At 71.3% G+C, this 15,070-nt stretch carries 12 protein-coding genes; all 12 read left to right on the plus strand.

Translation table 11 applies throughout. The features are described from left to right. The first annotated feature begins 2 nt into the window (after positions 1-2). The 12 genes from RCR19_RS30600 (at position 3) to RCR19_RS30655 (ending at position 15,022) form a co-directional block, all read left to right on the plus strand. The gene (locus RCR19_RS30600; RefSeq protein WP_331268052.1) at positions 3-1,289 is read left to right on the plus strand and encodes a dihydroorotase; all 1,287 of its coding nucleotides are present in this window, start codon (positions 3-5) and stop codon (positions 1,287-1,289) included. Then, positions 1,286-1,846 (plus strand): hypothetical protein, encoded by a 561-nt coding sequence (locus RCR19_RS30605; RefSeq protein WP_331268053.1) that lies wholly within the window; start codon positions 1,286-1,288, stop codon positions 1,844-1,846. Before RCR19_RS30600 ends, RCR19_RS30605 begins: the two co-directional genes overlap by 4 nt. Continuing rightward, positions 1,843-2,985 (plus strand): glutamine-hydrolyzing carbamoyl-phosphate synthase small subunit, encoded by a 1,143-nt coding sequence (gene carA, locus RCR19_RS30610; RefSeq protein ID WP_331268054.1) that lies wholly within the window; start codon positions 1,843-1,845, stop codon positions 2,983-2,985. The genes RCR19_RS30605 and carA overlap by 4 nt, the downstream gene beginning before the upstream one ends. Then, the gene (carB, locus tag RCR19_RS30615) at positions 2,978-6,286 is read left to right on the plus strand and encodes a carbamoyl-phosphate synthase large subunit (protein ID WP_331268055.1); all 3,309 of its coding nucleotides are present in this window, start codon (positions 2,978-2,980) and stop codon (positions 6,284-6,286) included. The genes carA and carB overlap by 8 nt, the downstream gene beginning before the upstream one ends. Positions 6,287-6,341: 55 nt before the next feature. Beyond that, complete coding sequence (locus RCR19_RS30620) at positions 6,342-7,448, plus strand: quinone-dependent dihydroorotate dehydrogenase (protein WP_331268056.1); 1,107 nt, start codon at positions 6,342-6,344, stop codon at positions 7,446-7,448. Further along, on the plus strand, positions 7,445-8,347 hold the full coding sequence (pyrF, locus tag RCR19_RS30625) for an orotidine-5'-phosphate decarboxylase (protein WP_331268057.1): 903 nt from the start codon (positions 7,445-7,447) through the stop codon (positions 8,345-8,347). Before RCR19_RS30620 ends, pyrF begins: the two co-directional genes overlap by 4 nt. A 277-nt stretch (positions 8,348-8,624) precedes the next feature. Then, entirely contained in the window at positions 8,625-8,948 is a 324-nt protein-coding gene (locus RCR19_RS30630) for an integration host factor (protein ID WP_059125536.1), read from the plus strand. 37 nt (positions 8,949-8,985) lie between these two features. Continuing rightward, positions 8,986-9,543, plus strand: coding sequence for a guanylate kinase (gene gmk, locus RCR19_RS30635; RefSeq protein WP_059125535.1), 558 nt, complete (start codon positions 8,986-8,988; stop codon positions 9,541-9,543). Between the two features lie 51 nt (positions 9,544-9,594). Further along, positions 9,595-9,867 (plus strand): DNA-directed RNA polymerase subunit omega, encoded by a 273-nt coding sequence (gene rpoZ, locus RCR19_RS30640; protein ID WP_005319902.1) that lies wholly within the window; start codon positions 9,595-9,597, stop codon positions 9,865-9,867. Positions 9,868-10,014: 147 nt separating this feature from the next. Then, complete coding sequence (gene coaBC / locus RCR19_RS30645) at positions 10,015-11,217, plus strand: bifunctional phosphopantothenoylcysteine decarboxylase/phosphopantothenate--cysteine ligase CoaBC (protein WP_331269596.1); 1,203 nt, start codon at positions 10,015-10,017, stop codon at positions 11,215-11,217. 239 nt (positions 11,218-11,456) lie between these two features. Next, positions 11,457-12,665 (plus strand): methionine adenosyltransferase, encoded by a 1,209-nt coding sequence (metK, locus tag RCR19_RS30650; protein WP_059125533.1) that lies wholly within the window; start codon positions 11,457-11,459, stop codon positions 12,663-12,665. A gap of 191 nt (positions 12,666-12,856) precedes the next feature. Then, on the plus strand, positions 12,857-15,022 hold the full coding sequence (locus RCR19_RS30655) for a primosomal protein N' (RefSeq protein WP_331268058.1): 2,166 nt from the start codon (positions 12,857-12,859) through the stop codon (positions 15,020-15,022). The last annotated feature ends 48 nt before the right edge of the window (positions 15,023-15,070 follow it).

Raw genomic sequence — 15,070 nt, forward strand, 5'->3', positions numbered from 1 at the left:
AGATGAGCAAGATCCTGATCCGTGGTGCGAAAGTGCTCGGCGGCGAGCCGCAGGACGTGCTGATCGAGGGCGAGACGATCGCCGGCGTGGGCACCGGCCTGAGCGCGGAGGGCGCCGAGGTGGTGGAGGCCGAAGGCAAGGTGCTGCTGCCGGGCCTCGTCGACCTGCACACCCATCTGCGCGAGCCCGGCCGCGAGGACTCCGAGACCGTCCTCACCGGTACGCGGGCCGCCGCGAGCGGGGGCTACACGGCGGTGTTCGCCATGGCCAACACCTTCCCGGTCGCCGACACCGCGGGCGTCGTCGAGCAGGTCTGGCGGCTCGGCAGGGAGCACGGTTACTGCGACGTGCGGCCCATCGGCGCCGTCACGGTCGGGCTGGAGGGCAAGAAGCTCGCCGAACTGGGCGCCATGCACGAGTCGGCGGCCGGTGTCACCGTCTTCTCCGACGACGGCAAGTGCGTCGACGACGCCGTGATCATGCGCCGCGCCCTGGAGTACGTGAAGGCGTTCGGCGGTGTGGTCGCCCAGCACGCCCAGGAGCCGCGGCTGACCGAGGGCGCCCAGATGAACGAGGGCGTCGTCTCCGCCGAGCTGGGTCTCGGCGGCTGGCCGGCGGTCGCCGAGGAATCGATCATCGCGCGGGACGTCCTGCTCGCCGAGCACGTCGGCTCCCGGGTGCACATCTGCCATCTGTCGACCGCCGGATCCGTCGAGATCGTCCGCTGGGCCAAGTCTCGCGGCATCGACGTCACCGCGGAGGTCACCCCGCACCACCTCCTCCTCACCGATGAGCTGGTGCGCAGCTACAACCCGGTCTACAAGGTCAACCCGCCGCTGCGCACCGAGCGCGACGTGACGGCCCTGCGCGAGGCGCTCGCCGACGGCACGATCGACATCGTCGCCACCGACCACGCCCCGCACCCGCACGAGGACAAGGACTGCGAGTGGGCCGCGGCCGCCATGGGCATGGTCGGCCTGGAGACCGCGCTGTCCGTCGTCCAGGAGACGATGGTCGACACCGGCCTGCTCGACTGGGCGGGCGTCGCCGACCGGATGTCCTACAAGCCCGCGAGGATCGGCCGGGCGACGGGCCACGGCCGCCCCCTCGAGGCGGGTGAGCCCGCGAACCTCACGCTCGTGGACACGGCATACCGTGGGCCCGTGAACCCCGCGGGCTTCGCCTCGCGCAGCCGCAACACCCCGTACGAGGGACGTGAGCTGCCGGGCCGTGTCACGCACACATGGCTGCGGGGCAAGGCCACGCTCGTCGACGGGAAGCTCGCGTGACACCTGAAATCCTGCTCGCCGCAGAGAAGCAATCGGCGGAAGTGACCGACTGGGCCGCGCGCATCGGCTGGCTGGTGGGGCTCGCCCTGTTCATCGCGCTCGTCTACTGGCTGATGCGCGAGGGCTGGAAGTGGCGCGGCACCCTCCAGGGCGGCCTGCCCGAGCCGTTCACCGCGCCCGAGGAGCCGGGTCCGGCGAGACTGAGCATGAGCGGCCGTTACCACGGCTCCACCACCGCGGGGCAGTGGCTGGACCGCATCGTGGCCCACGGCCTCGGTACCCGCAGCCGGGTCGAGCTCACGCTGACCGACGCGGGCCTGGACGTGGTCCGCCCCGGGGCGAGCGACTTCTTCGTCCCCGCCGACCGGCTGCGCGGTGCCCGCCTCGACAAGGGAATCGCGGGCAAGGTGCTCACCGAGGGCGGACTGCTGGTGGTGACCTGGGAGCTCGGCGACAGGCTGATCGACTCCGGGTTCCGCTCCGACCAGGCGGCCGAGCACAACGACTGGGTCGAGACCCTGAAGCAGATGATCAACAAGACGGAAGGCGCACGATGACGACCTCCACCAGGGAAGCCTCCAAGGTTCCCGCCGTACTCGTCCTGGAGGACGGCCGTGTCTTCCGCGGCCGCGCCTACGGGGCCGTGGGGGTGACCTTCGGCGAAGCCGTGTTCTCCACCGGCATGACCGGTTACCAGGAGACCCTCACCGACCCGTCGTACCACCGCCAGGTCGTCGTGATGACCGCCCCCCACGTCGGCAACACCGGCGTCAACGACGAGGACCCCGAGTCCCAGCGGATCTGGGTCGCGGGCTATGTCGTGCGCGACCCCGCGCGCGTGCCCTCCAACTGGCGCGCCAAGCGCTCGCTGGACGAGGAGCTGCGCCACCAGGGCGTCGTCGGCATCTGCCGCATCGACACCCGGGCACTGACCCGCCACCTGCGCGAGCGCGGCGCCATGCGCGTCGGCATCTTCTCCGGCAACGCGCTGCCCGACGAGGGCACGATGCTCGCCGAGGTGCGCCAGGCCCCGGAGATGAAGGGCGCGGACCTCGCCGCGGAGGTCGCGACCACCGAGCCCTACGTGGTGCCCGCGATCGGCGAGAGGAAGTTCACCGTCGCCGCGGTGGACCTCGGCATCAAGGGCATGACCCCCAGCCGCATGGCCGAGCGCGGCATCGAGGTGCACGTGCTGCCCGCGACGGCCACCGTCGAGGACGTGTACGCCGTGAACCCGGACGGCGTGTTCTTCTCCAACGGCCCGGGCGACCCGGCCACCGCCGACCGTCCGGTCGCCGTCATGCAGGCGGTACTCGAGCGCGGAACGCCCCTGTTCGGCATCTGCTTCGGCAACCAGATCCTGGGCCGGGCGCTCGGGTTCGGCACCTACAAGCTGAAGTACGGCCACCGCGGCATCAACCAGCCGGTGCAGGACCGTACGACCGGCAAGGTCGAGGTCACCGCGCACAACCACGGCTTCGCCGTCGACGCCCCGCTCGACCAGGTGTCCGACACCCCCTACGGCCGCGCCGAGGTCTCCCACGTCTGCCTCAACGACAACGTGGTCGAGGGCCTCCAGCTGCTCGACCGGCCGGCCTTCAGCGTCCAGTACCACCCCGAAGCGGCAGCGGGCCCCCACGACGCCGCCTACCTGTTCGACCGCTTCGTTTCCCTGATGGAGGGCCAGCGTGCCTAAGCGCACCGATATCCAGTCCGTCCTGGTCATCGGCTCCGGCCCGATCGTCATCGGGCAGGCCGCCGAGTTCGACTACTCCGGCACCCAGGCGTGCCGCGTCCTCAGGTCCGAGGGCCTGCGGGTCGTCCTCGTCAACTCCAACCCGGCGACGATCATGACCGACCCGGAGATCGCCGACGCCACCTATGTCGAGCCGATCACCCCCGAGTTCGTCGAGAAGATCATCGCCAAGGAGCGCCCCGACGCGCTGCTGCCCACCCTGGGCGGTCAGACGGCGCTGAACACGGCCATCAAGCTGGACGAGAACGGCGTTCTGGAGAAGTACGGCGTCGAGCTGATCGGCGCCAATGTCGCGGCGATCCACAAGGGCGAGGACCGCGACCAGTTCAAGGAGGTCGTGGAGGAGGTCCGCAGGAAGATCGGGCACGGCGAGTCCGCCCGGTCCGTGATCTGCCACTCCATGGACGACGTCCTGGCCGGCGTCGAGCAGCTCGGCGGCTACCCGGTCGTCGTCCGGCCCTCCTTCACCATGGGCGGCGCCGGCTCCGGCTTCGCGCACGACGAGGAGGAACTGCGCCGCATCGCCGGGCAGGGCCTCACCCTCTCGCCGACCACCGAGGTGCTCCTGGAGGAGTCCATCCTCGGCTGGAAGGAGTACGAGCTGGAGCTGATGCGCGACAAGCACGACAACGTCGTGGTCGTCTGCTCCATCGAGAACTTCGACCCGATGGGCGTGCACACCGGTGACTCGATCACCGTCGCCCCGGCGATGACCCTGACCGACCGCGAGTACCAGATCCTGCGCGACATCGGCATCGCGGTGATCCGCGAGGTCGGCGTGGACACCGGCGGCTGCAACATCCAGTTCGCGGTGAACCCCGAGGACGGCCGGGTGATCGTCATCGAGATGAACCCCCGGGTGTCGCGTTCGTCGGCCCTGGCCTCCAAGGCGACCGGCTTCCCGATCGCCAAGATCGCGGCCAAGCTCGCCGTCGGGTACACGCTCGACGAGATCCCGAACGACATCACGCAGGAGACCCCGGCCTCCTTCGAGCCGACCCTCGACTACGTCGTGGTCAAGGCTCCCCGGTTCGCCTTCGAGAAGTTCCCCTCCGCCGACAGCACGCTGACCACGACCATGAAGTCGGTCGGCGAGGCCATGGCGATCGGCCGCAACTTCACCGAGGCGTTCCAGAAGGCGTTGCGCTCGCTGGAGCGGAAGGGCAGCCAGTTCACCTTCGTCGGCGGTACGGGCGACAAGGCCGAACTGCTCGAAGCGGCGGGCCGCCCCACCGACGGCCGGATCAATACGGTCATGGAGGCCATCCGCGCCGGTGCCACCCAGGAGGAGGTCTTCGACGCCACGAAGATCGACCCGTGGTTCGTCGATCAGCTCTTCCTGATCAAGGAGCTCGCGGACGAGCTCGCGGAGGCGCCCGAGCTGACCCCCGAACTGCTCGCCGACGCCAAGCGGCACGGGTTCTCCGACCAGCAGATCGCCGAGATCCGCGGTCTGCGCGAGGACGTCGTGCGCGAGGTGCGGCACGCGCTGGGCGTGCGCCCGGTCTACAAGACGGTCGACACCTGCGCCGCCGAGTTCGCGGCGCGGACGCCGTACTTCTACTCCTCCTACGACGAGGAGAGCGAGGTCGCGCCCCGTGAGAAGCCGGCGGTGATCATCCTGGGCTCCGGCCCCAACCGGATCGGGCAGGGCATCGAGTTCGACTACTCGTGCGTGCACGCCTCCTTCGCGCTGAGCGACGCCGGGTACGAGACCGTGATGGTCAACTGCAACCCGGAGACGGTCTCGACCGACTACGACACCTCCGACCGCCTGTACTTCGAGCCGCTGACGCTCGAGGACGTGCTGGAGATCGTCCACGCGGAGCGCCAGGCCGGTCCGGTCGCGGGTGTGGTCGTCCAGCTGGGCGGACAGACCCCGCTGGGCCTCGCACAGGCCCTGAAGGACAACGGCGTGCCGATCGTGGGCACCTCTCCGGAGGCCATCCACGCGGCCGAGGACCGCGGCGCGTTCGGGCGCGTACTGGCCGAGGCCGGTCTGCCGGCCCCCAAGCACGGCACCGCCACCACTTTCGACGAGGCCAAGGCCATCGCGGACGAGATCGGCTACCCGGTCCTGGTCCGGCCCTCCTACGTGCTGGGCGGACGCGGCATGGAGATCGTCTACGACGAGTCCCGCCTCGCCTCCTACATCGCCGAGTCCACCGAGATCAGCCCCTCCCGTCCGGTGCTGGTCGACCGCTTCCTCGACGACGCGATCGAGATCGACGTGGACGCCCTCTACGACGGCGAGGAGCTCTACCTCGGCGGCGTGATGGAGCACATCGAGGAGGCGGGCATCCACTCCGGCGACTCGGCGTGCGCCCTGCCGCCGATCACGCTCGGCGGCTTCGACATCAAGCGGCTGCGCACCTCCACGGAGGCCATCGCCCGGGGCGTGGGCGTCCGCGGACTGATCAACATCCAGTTCGCGATGGCGGGCGACATCCTGTACGTCCTGGAGGCCAACCCGCGTGCCTCCCGGACCGTGCCCTTCACCTCGAAGGCGACCGCGGTGCCGCTGGCGAAGGCCGCCGCCCGGATCTCCCTGGGCGCGACCGTCGCGGAGCTGCGCTCCGAAGGGCTGCTGCCCGCGCACGGCGACGGCGGCGAACTGCCGCTCGACGCGCCGATCTCCGTGAAGGAGGCGGTCATGCCGTGGTCGCGGTTCCGCGACATCCACGGGCGCGGGGTGGACACGATCCTCGGTCCGGAGATGCGCTCCACCGGCGAGGTCATGGGCATCGACTCCGTCTTCGGCACGGCCTACGCCAAGTCGCAGGCGGGGGCGTACGGTCCGCTGCCCACCAAGGGCCGCGCCTTCATCTCGGTCGCCAACCGCGACAAGCGGTCGATGATCTTCCCGGCGCGTGAGCTGGTCGCCCACGGCTTCGAGCTGCTCGCCACCTCCGGCACGGCCGAGGTGCTCAAGCGCAACGGCATCCACGCCACGATCGTGCGCAAGCAGTCCGAGGGCATCGGACCGAACGGCGAGCGGACCATCGTCCAGCTCATCCACGACGGCGAGGTCGACCTCATCGTCAACACCCCGTACGGCACCGGCGGCCGCCTCGACGGCTACGACATCCGCACGGCCGCCGTCGCCCGTTCCGTGCCCTGCCTGACCACGGTCCAGGCGCTCGCCGCCGCGGTCCAGGGCATCGACGCCCTCAACCACGGCGACGTGGGTGTCAGTTCACTCCAGGAACACGCGCGGCACCTGACCGCGGCCCGCGACTAGCAGCCCGAGGGGGACACCGGAAACGGTGTCCCCCTCTTCACGAGGACACTGAGAGATGTACAAGCTGTTCTTCCGACTCGTCTTCCAGCGGATGGACCCGGAGCGCGCCCACCACCTGGCCTTCCGCTGGATCCGTCTGGCCGTTCGGGTGCCCGTGCTGCGCACGTTCGTCGCCGCCGTGCTGGCGCCCCGCCACAAGGAGCTGCGCACCGAGGCCTTCGGGCTGCGCATGCACGGCCCGTTCGGGCTGGCCGCCGGCTTCGACAAGAACGCTGTCGCGATCGACGGGATGTCGATGCTGGGCTTCGACCACGTCGAGATCGGCACGGTGACCGGGGAGCCGCAGCCGGGCAACCCGAAGAAGCGGCTGTTCCGCCTCGTCCCGGACCGGGCGCTGATCAACCGCATGGGCTTCAACAACGACGGCTCGCTGGCGGTCGCCCGGCGCCTGGCCACGCGCACCCCCGTGTTCAGGACGGTGGTGGGCGTCAACATCGGCAAGACCAAGGTCGTCCCGGAGGCCGAGGCCGCCGAGGACTACGTGAAGTCGACCGAGCGGCTCGCCGCCCACGCCGACTATCTGGTGGTCAACGTCTCCTCCCCGAACACCCCCGGCCTGCGCAACCTCCAGGCGACCGAGGCCCTGCGCCCGCTGCTGACCGCCGTCCGCGAGGCCGCCGACCGTACGGTGCCCGGCCGCCGCGTGCCTCTGCTGGTGAAGATCGCCCCGGATCTCGCCGACGAGGACGTGGACGCGGTCGCCGACCTCGCCGTGGAACTGGGCCTCGACGGGATCATCGCCACGAACACCACCATCGCCCGTGAGGGGCTCGGGCTGGCCTCCGAGCCGGCCCTGGTGAATGAGGCGGGCGGGCTGTCCGGCGCCCCGCTGCGGGCACGCTCCCTGGAGGTGCTGCGCCGCCTGTACGCGCGGGTGGGGGACCGCATCGTCCTGGTGGGCGTGGGCGGCATCCAGGACGCGGAGGACGCCTGGCAGCGCATCCTGGCCGGCGCCACCCTGGTGCAGGGTTACAGCGCCTTCATCTACGAGGGGCCCTTCTGGGGGCGCGCCATCCACAAGGGGCTCGCCGCACGGTTGCGCACCAGCCCCCACGCCACCCTCGCCGACGCGGTCGGCGCCGACGTGAGGAAGCCCGTATGACCGTCCACCCGACACCCGGCCACGACTCCTCGACGGAGCCCTCCGCGCCGCAGCGGCTCTCCGGAGAGCCCTTCGGCGCCCGTCTGCGCCGTGCCATGGACGAGCGCGGGCCGCTGTGCGTGGGGATCGACCCGCACGCCGCGCTGCTCGCCGAGTGGGGACTGAACGACGACGTCGCCGGTCTGGAGCGGTTCAGCCGGACCGTCGTCGAGGCGACGGCCGACCGGATCGCCGTTCTCAAGCCGCAGAGCGCGTTCTTCGAGCGCTTCGGCTCGCGGGGCGTCGCCGTCCTGGAGAAGACGGTCGAGGAGGCCCGGGCGGCCGGGGCGCTGGTGGTCATGGACGCCAAGCGCGGCGACATCGGCTCCACCATGGCCGCCTACGCCGAGTCGTTCCTCAGGAAGGACGCCCCGCTGTTCTCCGACGCGCTCACGGTCTCGCCCTACCTGGGGTACGGGTCGCTGAAGCCGGCGGTGGACCTGGCGCGCGAGAGCGGAGCCGGGCTCTTCGTGCTCGCGCTGACGTCCAATCCCGAGGGGGCCGAGGTGCAGCACGCGGTGCGGCCCGGCGGCCGGAACGTGGCGGCGACGATGCTCGCCCACCTCGCCGCCGAGAACGCGGGGGAGGAGCCCCTCGGCTCCTTCGGCGCGGTCGTGGGGGCGACGCTCGGCGATCTGTCCTCGTACGACCTGGACATCAACGGGCCCCTCCTCGCGCCGGGCATCGGCGCCCAGGGGGCCACCGCGGCAGATCTCCCCAGGGTCTTCGGGACCGCGGTGCGCCGTGTCGTCCCGAACGTGAGCCGGGGAGTGCTTCGGTACGGTCCCGACGTCGTCGCGCTGCGTGACGCCGCGCAACGCTACGCGGAGGAGATCAGGGCCGCGGTGACGGCCGTCTGAACCCCGTGCGGCCGCCGGATGAGTCCTCCGGCGGCCACCTCGAGGCGGGCTTGAGTCTGAATACATCCTCAAATCCGGGGCAATATGTCCGAAAAGTCGGGCTCGATGGAGGCTGACCAGGACTTTTCCGCTGTTCTCGCTGACTCCGGCGCACTTGACCGCTAGTCTCCGACGAGAGTGAACGGGCAAGCGTGTTGCTCGTGGCTCGTCAGGTGTGGGGCGACTAGGTTCCTCACCGGTCCGTATCCGACAGTTCGACATCCGAGGTGACGTAGGCGTGGCTCTTCCGCCCCTTACCCCTGAACAGCGCGCAGCCGCGCTCGAAAAGGCCGCCGCGGCTCGCCGGGAGCGGGCCGAGGTCAAGAATCGACTCAAGCACTCCGGCGCCTCTCTGCACGAGGTCATCAAGCAGGGCCAGGAGAACGACGTCATCGGCAAGATGAAGGTCTCCGCCCTCCTCGAGTCGCTGCCCGGCGTGGGCAAGGTCCGCGCCAAGCAGATCATGGAGCGACTGGGGATCTCCGAGAGTCGTCGTGTGCGCGGCCTCGGCTCCAACCAGATCGCCTCCCTGGAGCGCGAGTTCGGCGGCGCCACCAGCTGAGTCCGGGACACTCCGGGATTGCTGGAATAATCGCTGCATGAGTGAACGTCCGCGGCTGACCGTGCTCTCCGGCCCCTCCGGGGTGGGGAAGAGCACGGTCGTCGCTCATATGCGCAAGGAACACCCCGAGGTCTGGCTCTCGGTGTCGGCGACGACCCGCAGGCCCCGACCCGGGGAGCGGCACGGGGTCCACTACTTCTTCGTCACCGACGACGAGATGGACAAGCTGATCGCCAACGGTGAGCTGCTGGAGTGGGCCGAGTTCGCGGGCAACCGCTACGGCACGCCCCGTGCGGCCGTGCTGGAGCACCTGGAGTCCGGTGTGCCGGTGCTGCTGGAGATCGACCTCCAGGGCGCCCGGCAGGTCCGTGAGTCCATGTCCGAGGCCCAGCTCGTGTTCCTGGCTCCCCCCTCCTGGGAGGAGCTCGTGCGCAGGCTCACCGGACGGGGCACCGAGTCGCCCGACGTGATCGAGCGCCGCCTGGAGGCGGCCAAGATCGAGCTGGCGGCCGAGCCCGAGTTCGACATCACCCTGGTCAACACCTCGGTCGAGGATGTGGCGCGCGAGCTGCTAGCCTTGATGAACGTTGTGTGATCAGGGTTGTGTGATCAGGTCTGATCTTTCCCATCTTTCGGAAGGTAGAGCGTGTCCTCTTCCATCACCGCGCCCGAGGGCATCATCAACCCGCCGATCGACGAGCTCCTCGAGGCCACGGACTCGAAGTACAGCCTCGTGATCTACGCGGCCAAGCGTGCCCGCCAGATCAACGCGTACTACTCGCAGCTCGGCGAGGGCCTCCTCGAGTACGTCGGTCCCCTCGTCGACACCCATGTCCACGAGAAGCCGCTCTCGATCGCCCTGCGCGAGATCAACGCGGGTCTGCTGACCTCCGAGGCCATCGAGGGCCCCGCGCAGTAGTCGGCGCAGTACGTCCGGCGGCAGTCATCGGCGGACCGCAGCAGTTCTTTCCACAGGCCCGACAGCAGTGCTGCCGGGCCTGTGGTGTGTCATGGATGGCGTACGCCCATGAGTCGCGGCGTACGGATGTCGAGCGCGGGAGGCCCGGTGGGCAAGCCGAAGGTCGTTCTGGGAGTCAGCGGCGGCATCGCCGCGTACAAGGCGTGCGAGCTGCTGCGCAGATTCACCGAGTCGGGACATGACGTCCGAGTGGTGCCGACCGCCTCGGCGCTGCACTTCGTCGGGGCCGCCACCTGGTCCGCGCTGTCCGGCAACCCCGTGGCGACCGAGGTCTGGGACGATGTGCACGAGGTCCCGCACGTCCGCATCGGCCAGCACGCCGACCTGGTCGTGGTGGCCCCGGCGACGGCGGACGTACTGGCCAAGGCGGCCCACGGCCTGGCGGACGACCTCCTGACCAACACGCTCCTGACCGCGCGCTGTCCGGTCGTCTTCGCGCCGGCGATGCACACGGAGATGTGGGAGCACCCGGCCACCCAGGAGAACGTGGCGACACTGCGGCGCCGCGGCGCCGTCGTGCTCGAGCCCGCCGTCGGCCGGCTGACCGGCGTCGACACGGGCAAGGGCCGGCTGCCCGACCCCGTCGAGATCTTCGAGGCGTGCCGCCGGGTGCTGGCCCGAGGCGTGACGCGGCCCGACCTCGCGGGGCGCCATGTCGTGGTCAGCGCGGGCGGCACCCGTGAGCCCCTCGACCCGGTCCGTTTCCTCGGCAACCGCTCCTCGGGCAAGCAGGGCTACGCCCTGGCCCGTACGGCCGCGGCCCGGGGCGCCCGTGTCACCCTCGTCGCGGCCAACACGGGCCTGCCCGACCCGGCCGGGGTCGACGTCGTGGAGGTCGGCACGGCGGTGCAGCTGCGCGAGGCGGTGCTGAAGGCGGCCGCGGACGCGGATGCCGTGGTGATGGCGGCGGCGGTCGCCGACTTCCGCCCGGCGACCTACGCCTCGGGGAAGATCAAGAAGAGGGACGACCAGGAGCCGGAGCCGGTCGTCCTGGTCAGGAATCCGGACATCCTCGCGGAGATCTCGGCCGACCGCGCCCGTCCCGGGCAGGTGGTCGTCGGCTTCGCCGCGGAGACGGACGACGTGCTGGCGAACGGCCGCAGGAAGCTGGAGCGCAAGGGCTGCGACCTGCTCGTCGTGAACGAGGTCGGGGAGCGCCGGACCTTCGGCTCCGAGGAGAACGAGGCGGTCGTGCTGGGCGCCGACGGCAGTGAGACCCCGGTGCCGTACGGACCCAAGGAAGCACTGGCCGACACCGTGTGGGATCTTGTGGTCCCGCGCCTGGCCTGAGCGCCTCCTCCGGGTCCCGGCACCCGGCCGACCGGGACATTCGTGCGTGGCGACCCTGGAAAAGAGCGCGGGGCATTGGGCAGAATGCCCGTGCCGCAGGTCACAGCGCTCCCAAGAGGCGAGACACGTGGGCCCGTGGCAGGGCGCGACCGATAAACTGTTCCCGGACGACGCCGGGCGCAGCCCCCGTCCCGTCCGCCAATGATCAGCCAGCAGCCGCTGCAACCACAGGGAGCGTTGTGTCCCGTCGTCTGTTCACCTCGGAGTCCGTGACCGAGGGCCACCCCGACAAGATCGCTGACCAGATCAGCGACACCATTCTCGATGCACTCCTGCGCGAGGACCCCACGTCCCGCGTCGCCGTGGAGACGCTGATCACCACGGGCCTGGTGCACGTGGCCGGTGAGGTCACCACCAAGACCTACGCCGACATCGCGACGCTGGTCCGCAACAAGATCCTCGAGATCGGCTACGACTCGTCGAAGAAGGGCTTCGACGGCGCCTCCTGCGGTGTCTCGGTGTCGATCGGCGCGCAGTCCCCGGACATCGCGCAGGGTGTGGACACGGCGTACGAGTCCCGTGTCGAGGGCGACGAGGACGAGCTGGACCGGCAGGGCGCCGGCGACCAGGGCCTGATGTTCGGCTACGCGTCGGACGAGACGCCGACGCTGATGCCGCTGCCGATCTTCCTGGCGCACCGCCTGTCCAAGCGGCTGTCCGACGTACGCAAGAACGGCACCATCCCGTACCTGCGCCCCGACGGAAAGACCCAGGTCACCATCGAGTACGACGGTGACAAGGCGGTCCGCCTCGACACGGTCGTCGTGTCCTCGCAGCACGCGAGCGACATCGACCTGGACTCCCTCCTGGCCCCCGACATCCGCGAGTTCGTGGTCGAGCCGGAGCTGAAGGCGCTGATCGACGAAGGCATCAAGCTGGACACGGACGGCTACCGCCTGCTGGTCAACCCCACCGGCCGCTTCGAGATCGGCGGCCCGATGGGCGACGCCGGCCTCACCGGCCGCAAGATCATCATCGACACGTACGGCGGCATGGCCCGGCACGGCGGTGGCGCCTTCTCCGGCAAGGACCCGTCCAAGGTGGACCGTTCGGCCGCGTACGCGATGCGCTGGGTCGCCAAGAACGTGGTCGCCGCGGGTCTCGCCTCGCGCTGTGAGGTCCAGGTCGCGTACGCGATCGGCAAGGCCGAGCCGGTCGGTCTGTTCGTGGAGACCTTCGGCACGGCCAAGGTCGACGCCGAGAAGATCGAGAAGGCGATCGAGGAGGTCTTCGACCTCCGCCCGGCCGCGATCATCCGCGCGCTGGACCTGCTGCGCCCGATCTACTCCCAGACCGCGGCGTACGGACACTTCGGTCGCGAGCTCCCGGACTTCACCTGGGAGCGCACGGACCGCGTCGACGCCCTGCGGGCGGCGGTGGGCCTGTAGGCCCCCTCGCACTCGTGCCACGAGGCCCGGCACCCTTTCGGGGGTGCCGGGCCTCCGCGCATCGCGGATCGCGGATCGCGGATCGCGGGCACGGGTGACTCCCGTCCCGCGCGGGTCGGGACGGCCGGTGTGCGCAGCGCTGGACGGCCGGGCCCGCGTCGGTGTCAGTGGCTTTTGGTAAGAATGCAAGCGTGAGCAGCGGGAACGGGCAGCAGCCGGCGGGCGGGGAGGAGGCCGCGCCGCCCGAGCAGCTTGCGCTGATGCGTGAGGCCGTGCGGAAGGCCAAGGCGCCCAGGGCCAAACCGCGGACGTGGCGAGGGGCCGCGCTGGCCAAGGAGCTGCCGGTCGCGCGGGTGCTCGTGGACAAGGGCGTGCTGCATCTGGACCGGTACTTCGACTACGCGGTCCCCGAGGAGCTCGACGCGGTGGCCCAGCCCGGTGTCCGGGTGCGGGTGCGGTTCGGGGCAGGCGGGCGCAGCGTGCGCGAAGGACGGCGTGAGGGCGGCGGCCTCATCGACGGCTTCCTGGTCGAGCGCGTGGCCGAGACCGACTACACGGGGCCCCTGGCGGCGCTCGCCCAGGTCGTGTCGCCCGAGCCGGTCCTCTCGCCCGAACTGCTCGGGCTCGCCCGCGCCGTCGCCGACCGGTACGCGGGCAGTCTCGCCGATGTGCTCCAGCTCGCCGTCCCACCGCGGCACGCCCGGGCCGAGTCCGCCGGTACGGCTGCGCCGCCCGCCCCGCCTCCCGCGCCCGACCCCGGGTCCTGGCGGAGGTACGGACGGGGCCCGGAGTTCCTGCGGTCGCTGGCCTCGGGCGGCGCTCCCCGGGCCGTCTGGACGGCTCTGCCCGGCCCGCAGTGGGCGGAGGAGATCGCCCGGGCCGTGCAGGCCACGCTCGCCTCCGGCCGGGGCGCGCTGGTCGTCGTACCGGCCGGGCGGCCCGCCTCTCGGGTGGACGCGGCGCTCAGGGCGCTGATGGGCGACGGCCGGCATGCGCTGCTGACCGCCGATGCCGGGCAGGAGCGGCGGTACCGGGAATGGCTCGCCGTGCGCCGCGGTGCGGTGCGCGCCGTCGTCGGGACGCGGGCGGCCATGTTCGCCCCGGTGCACGATCTCGGGCTGGTCGTCGTGTGGGACGACGGGGACGCCAGTCACAGCGACGACAACGCCCCTCATCCGCATGTCCGCGAGGTGCTGGAGCTTCGCGCCTCGCGCGACTCCTGTGCCTTCCTGCTGGGCAGTTGGAGCTGCACCGTGGAGGCCGCCCAGCTCGTGGAGAGCGGATGGGCCGCGCCGCTCGTCGCCGACCGCGAGCAGGTGCGTGCCCTCGCGCCGCTCGTACGGACCGTGGGGGACGGGGACCTCGCACGGGACGAGGCCGCCAGGGCGGCGCGTCTGCCCACGCTCGCCTGGCAGGTCGTACGGGACGGCCTGCGCCAGGGGCCGGTGCTGGTACAGGTTCCCCGGCGCGGCTATGTGCCCCGCATGGCCTGCGCCCAGTGCCGGGCGCCCGCCCGCTGCCGGCACTGCGCCGGACCGCTGTCCGCGCAGGACGCGGGAGAGCTGCGGTGCGCCTGGTGCGGGCGGCAGGAGACCGACTGGCACTGTCCGGAGTGCGGTGGATTCCGGCTGCGGGCCCGGATAGTGGGGGCTCGGCGGACCGCCGAGGAGCTGGGGCGGGCGTTTCCGGCCGTCGCTGTGCGGACCTCGGGACGCGAGCAGGTGCTGGACACGGTGCCGGGCACTCCCGCGCTGGTCGTCAGCACGCCGGGGGCCGAGCCGGTCGCCGAGGGCGGATACGCGACGGCACTACTCCTCGACGGGTGGGCCATGCTCGGCCGTCCCGATCTGAGGGCCGGCGAGGAGGCGTTGCGGCGCTGGATCGGCGCGAGTGCGCTGGTACGGCCGCAGTCGGCCGGCGGTACGGTGGTGGTCGTGGCCGAACCGACACTCAGGCCCGTGCAGGCGCTCGTCCGATGGGACCCCGTCGGGCACGCGGTCCGGGAGCTCGCCGAGCGGGCCGAGCTGGGTTTCCCGCCGGTGTCACGTATGGCGGCCGTATCGGGTCCGGCCGACGCCGTGACCGGTTTCCTCGGCGGGGCCCGGCTGCCGTCCGACGCCGAGGTGCTGGGACCCGTTCCGCTGCCGGTCACCGAGGCCGGGCGGACACGGCGGCCCGGAGGACCTCCACCGGGCGAGCGGTGGGAGCGGGCGCTCATCCGGGTGCCGCCGGGAAGCGGGGCCGCGCTGGCCTCCGCGCTCAAGACGGCGCTGGCCGTCCGCACGGCGCGAGGCGGGGGCGGTGGCGGTGGCGGAGAGACGGTCCGCATCCGGATCGACCCGCCAGACATCGGGTGACGGGCCGCCGCCGAGTCCCTGGCCGCCGAGGGCGGAGGCCCAGGCGCC

Origin of the sequence: Streptomyces sp. WAC07094, assembly GCF_036320405.1 — a bacterium.
GTDB classification, from domain to species: Bacteria; Actinomycetota; Actinomycetes; order Streptomycetales; family Streptomycetaceae; genus Streptomyces; species Streptomyces lannensis.

Coding starts and splice junctions, on each gene's coding strand:
- pyrF (WP_331268057.1), top strand. CDS start 7,445: ATGACCGTCCACCCGACACCCGGCCACGACTCCTCGACGGAGCCCTCC.
- RCR19_RS30620 (WP_331268056.1), top strand. CDS start 6,342: ATGTACAAGCTGTTCTTCCGACTCGTCTTCCAGCGGATGGACCCGGAG.
- carA (WP_331268054.1), top strand. CDS start 1,843: ATGACGACCTCCACCAGGGAAGCCTCCAAGGTTCCCGCCGTACTCGTC.
- RCR19_RS30600 (WP_331268052.1), top strand. CDS start 3: ATGAGCAAGATCCTGATCCGTGGTGCGAAAGTGCTCGGCGGCGAGCCG.
- gmk (WP_059125535.1), top strand. CDS start 8,986: ATGAGTGAACGTCCGCGGCTGACCGTGCTCTCCGGCCCCTCCGGGGTG.